General features: G+C 66.0%; 3 protein-coding genes and 1 pseudogene. 1 reads left to right on the plus strand and 3 read right to left on the minus strand.

Going from position 1 to position 2,107, the window contains the following annotated elements; all coding sequences use genetic code 11:
* On the minus strand, positions 1–395 hold a 395-nt coding region (locus tag EOA29_RS34170), incomplete at its 3' end, for a LysR family transcriptional regulator (protein ID WP_127222244.1).
* A 116-nt stretch (positions 396–511) separates the two neighbouring features.
* On the opposite strand from EOA29_RS34170, the gene EOA29_RS34175 reads away from it, so the two are divergent.
* Positions 512–802, plus strand: a complete 291-nt coding sequence (locus tag EOA29_RS34175; RefSeq protein WP_127222245.1) for a muconolactone Delta-isomerase family protein — start codon at positions 512–514, stop codon at positions 800–802.
* A gap of 121 nt (positions 803–923) precedes the next feature.
* Here the strand turns inward: EOA29_RS34175 and EOA29_RS43460 are convergent.
* Together EOA29_RS43460 and EOA29_RS34180 are read right to left on the minus strand one after the other, a co-directional pair.
* Positions 924–1,089: pseudogene (locus EOA29_RS43460) on the minus strand (efflux RND transporter permease subunit); the annotation flags it as partial.
* A 46-nt stretch (positions 1,090–1,135) separates the two neighbouring features.
* The gene (locus tag EOA29_RS34180; protein ID WP_189479083.1) at positions 1,136–1,828 is read right to left on the minus strand and encodes a FadR/GntR family transcriptional regulator; all 693 of its coding nucleotides are present in this window, start codon (positions 1,826–1,828) and stop codon (positions 1,136–1,138) included.
* Positions 1,829–2,107 lie beyond the last annotated feature (279 nt).

Consider the following 2,107-nt stretch of genomic DNA (forward strand, 5'->3'; position numbering starts at 1 on the left):
GTGCGGCGGCTCTTCAATTGCAGACGGAAATCCGGCCGCTCGCGGCGGCGGAATTCGCGCAGCATGTCGGCGACCAGCCCGGCATGCACCGCGCCCTCGACATAGCCGATGGCAAGGCTGCCGGCGGCGCCGCTGGCAAGGTTGCGGCCGAGCTCCTCCAGCCGGGCGGCGTTGACAAGCAGCGAGCGAGCCTCGGCAAGGAAGGCCCTGCCCTCGGCGTTGAGATGGACACGCTGCCTGGCGCGCTCGAACAGCGCCACGCCGAGCTGCTCCTCGAGCTGCATGATCTGCCGGCTCAAGGGCGATTGCGAGATGTGCAGTTGCTCGGCGGCGCGGCCGACATTGCCGGCCTCGGCGACGGCGACGAAATATCTGATTTGGCGCAGGTCGAGCATTTGTTGCTCCGATGGCTCAAGTCCTTCAAGGTCTGAACTTTATCCTAATCAGTCTTGGACAGTCTGATCATATGGCGCGATACCTCCCGCATCAACCGGCCACAAAGGAGACCGCCATGCAGTTCTTTGCCCTTCTCACCCGCAACACCGAAAAGTTCAGCGACGCCGATTTCGCGCCGCTGCTGCCACCCGAGTCCGAGCAGCGCAAGACCCTCTATGCGCAAGGCGCCGTGCGCCAGATCTGGAACCGCGGCGACATCCCCGGCAGCGGCATGATGTTCGAGGCGGCGGACGAGAAGGAGGTGCGCGGCCATCTCGCCACGCTGCCGCTGATCGAGGCCGGCATGATGGACATCGCGGCGATCGTGCCGCTCAACCCCTATCCTGGCTTCGGTCCGAAGCGCTGAGACCGGGGCGCAGATCGGTGCTGCCGCTCCCCCGGCAGCACCTACGATCGACCGAAAATGCGACGGAAAATGCCACCCCGCGACGCATCGATGTGGCGCTCCGGCAGAGGGCGGGCGAGCACGTAAGCAACTGCGAGACGATGAGGCCGCCGACGATCGCGACGCCGAGCGGCTGGCGCAGTTCCGCCCGGTGCCGGTCTCGAGCGCCAGTGGCAGCGCGCCGAGCAGGGCCGCAAAGGTCGCATCATGATCGGCCGGAAGCGCTGGATGCTCGCCTTGTGGATTGCTACGCGGACAGCCCTTCCTGGCGCTCGGAGCGAACGCCCCGCACGACTAGGACGCGCCCGTCAATTCCACCGCGCTGCGGACTCGGGCCAGCACCTCGCTCAGCATTTCGTGCATGGCTTGGCGCGCCATGGCGGCATCGCCCGCCTCGATCGCCCTCAGCACCTTTCCATGAGCGTGGAGATCGCCCACCGGGTGACCGAAGAGCGCATTGGTGGTCGGCACGCTGTATTGCAGCGCCGTGTGGATCAATGCCGATAGCGGCAGGAAGAAGCGGTTGCCGGTGGCCGCCAGCACCGCCTCGTGGAAGGCGGCGTCCGACGACACCGGATCGCCCTGGCCGGAGGACGCCGCCCGCATCGCCTCGAAGGCCTCGCGGATGGCGGCGATCTCGTTGGTGTCATTCCGGCTCGCGGCCAGGGCCGCCGCCTCGCCTTCGAGTGCGAGGCGCACTTCCAGCAGTTCGATGATGAAATGGCGCGGCGTAGCGCTCTCGCGCAGCCAGCCCAGCACCGACGGGTCCAAGAAATTCCAGTCCTTCATCGGCCGGATGCGCGATCCGCGGCGCGGCCTTGTGAGCAGCAGGCCCTTGGCCGACAGGATCTTCACCGCCTCACGCGCTGCGCTTCGGCTGGCCCCGAAGCGGACGCAGACCTCCTCCTCGCCAAGCAGCGTGGCGCCGGGTGGAAAGAGCCCGCCGAGAATCTCGCGGCCGAGAATGTTGGTTATCTCATCGGTCACCGACGAGGTTTGATTGCCTGCCAAGTCCCGGCCCATGAATCCGCACGCCAGCGTTGAAACGGTCAGGGTTGATAGCTCAGCGGGGTTATGCTGTCCATATCATCTGATTTGTCAGATAAATGTGGTTGAAGCCTGCCCGGCTTTCCTGCTAGCTGTGGCAGCGAAAATTCGGGCGAAGCAGCGGAGAGCCGGTTTGTCGCCAACAGCCTCGATGCGCGTCGTGGTGCTGCGTCAGCCGCTCGATCTCCATGTCGAGTAGCGCGCCACCCCCTCGCCCGG

The organism is Mesorhizobium sp. M1E.F.Ca.ET.063.01.1.1 (assembly GCF_003998155.1).
Lineage (GTDB): Bacteria > Pseudomonadota > Alphaproteobacteria > Rhizobiales > Rhizobiaceae > Mesorhizobium.

Excerpts from the sequence above, each read along its gene's own strand:
- EOA29_RS34175 (WP_127222245.1), top strand. The coding sequence starts at position 512 with ATGCAGTTCTTTGCCCTTCTCACCCGCAACACCGAAAAGTTCAGCGAC.